Raw genomic sequence first — 1,249 nt, 5'->3', positions numbered from 1 at the left:
TTACACAAGTTAATGGTCATGGTTTGGGTGATGCAGAGCATCCAACCTGTGCAGGAATGAGTGTTGCGGAACTGCAGAAGATGGATTTGGGGCGGGTTGATTTTGTGACCCCAATCTATCCTTTTGGTCACGGGACACCCAATAAAGCGGCAGGGATTGCAGGTGATCTAAAGATCAAGTCTCAAGATCCTAAAAAGTCCATTGATGAAGTGTTACTGCGAATGCAAAAAAAGGCAGGTGAATTATGAGTCGCCTGTTGATGCTGATGGTATGGGGACTGTTCATGACATCGCTTCATGCGGACATTGTGCAGGAGCATGCAAAAGGCTTTCATTGGTATACCGTTGAAGAGGCGCCCAAACCGATTAAAAAAACACTGCAGCCACGACCTGCAACCGTTGCGAAATCTCCTTATGAACGCTTAATGGATAAGCGTAAGATTACACTGAATAAATTGGCCGAAGCATTGCTCTCTCCTTCATTTGATTCAACACATGAATACATGAAGGCACAGATGGATTATTCAAAAAATAACCAGCAATTTGTACGCTATTGGCAACAAGTCTTATTAATCCATCCTGAGCTGGACAGCACGCTTAATTTTCCAACCGATAACTCAGCGATTGCAGTACGCAATGATGCACAAAAAGTATTAATCAACAAAGTCATTCAAGAAAGCAGTGTGCGTTATGGCTTTATCTTATTTTATCGTGGCACGAGCTCCATTTCACAAAAAATGGTCATGCATTTGCTTCCCTTTATTAAAGAATATGGTTTTTCCATGATCTCAGTCAGTACGGATGGCCAACTCATTGATGGGCTTCCTAATCCTAAATCAATTCCTCTGGAAACGGTTCAAAAACAAGTAGCACTTGAGGCGAAGTACATGCCCGCTCTTTATTTTGTGGATTTAAAGAGCAACAAGATGTCGCCAGTGTCTTACGGGTTTTTATCTTTAGAAGAGCTGAAGCAGCGCATTTTTGATGTGATGACGCAGTTTAAACGGTTTAGTTATGAAGGAGTGAATGAATGAAAAAAAGGTTCTTTTTAATCGTACTATTCCTTCTCAGCACAGAGACGTTTGCGAATGTAGCTTTGGATGAGTTAACCCAGCTCTTAGATAAAAAACAAGAGCAACAGGTATTGGCGCGCACCAAAAACAAAAGAATCAATGCGCTTTCGGAACAACATTACTTTATTTTTATATACCGTTCCACCTGCCCTCATTGTCATCAATTTGCGCCCATAC

The 1,249-nt window shown here is 41.6% G+C and carries 2 protein-coding genes and 1 pseudogene; all 3 read left to right on the top strand.

Annotated features, from left to right (window positions below):
• Positions 1 to 248 (top strand): annotated as a pseudogene (locus A8O27_RS18940) (type-F conjugative transfer system mating-pair stabilization protein TraN); the annotation flags it as partial.
• Positions 245 to 1,033: a type-F conjugative transfer system pilin assembly protein TraF gene (traF, locus tag A8O27_RS18035; RefSeq protein WP_064115164.1), complete on the top strand. Its 789-nt coding sequence runs from the start codon at positions 245 to 247 to the stop codon at positions 1,031 to 1,033. The pseudogene A8O27_RS18940 and the gene traF (A8O27_RS18035), both read left to right, overlap by 4 nt.
• Positions 1,030 to 1,249: conjugal transfer protein TraF (gene traF / locus A8O27_RS18030; RefSeq protein WP_162270515.1), on the top strand; the 220-nt coding region annotated here is incomplete at its 3' end. The genes traF (A8O27_RS18035) and traF (A8O27_RS18030), both read left to right, overlap by 4 nt.

Origin of the sequence: Legionella bozemanae (assembly GCF_001648595.1) — a bacterium.
In the GTDB taxonomy this organism is placed as follows: Bacteria; Pseudomonadota; Gammaproteobacteria; order Legionellales; family Legionellaceae; genus Legionella; species Legionella bozemanae.
This window is presented reverse-complemented; position numbering and strand designations above follow the sequence as displayed.

Bases quoted from the DNA above. Each gene is read 5' to 3' on its own strand.
- traF (WP_064115164.1), top strand. From the start codon at position 245: ATGAGTCGCCTGTTGATGCTGATGGTATGGGGACTGTTCATGACATCG.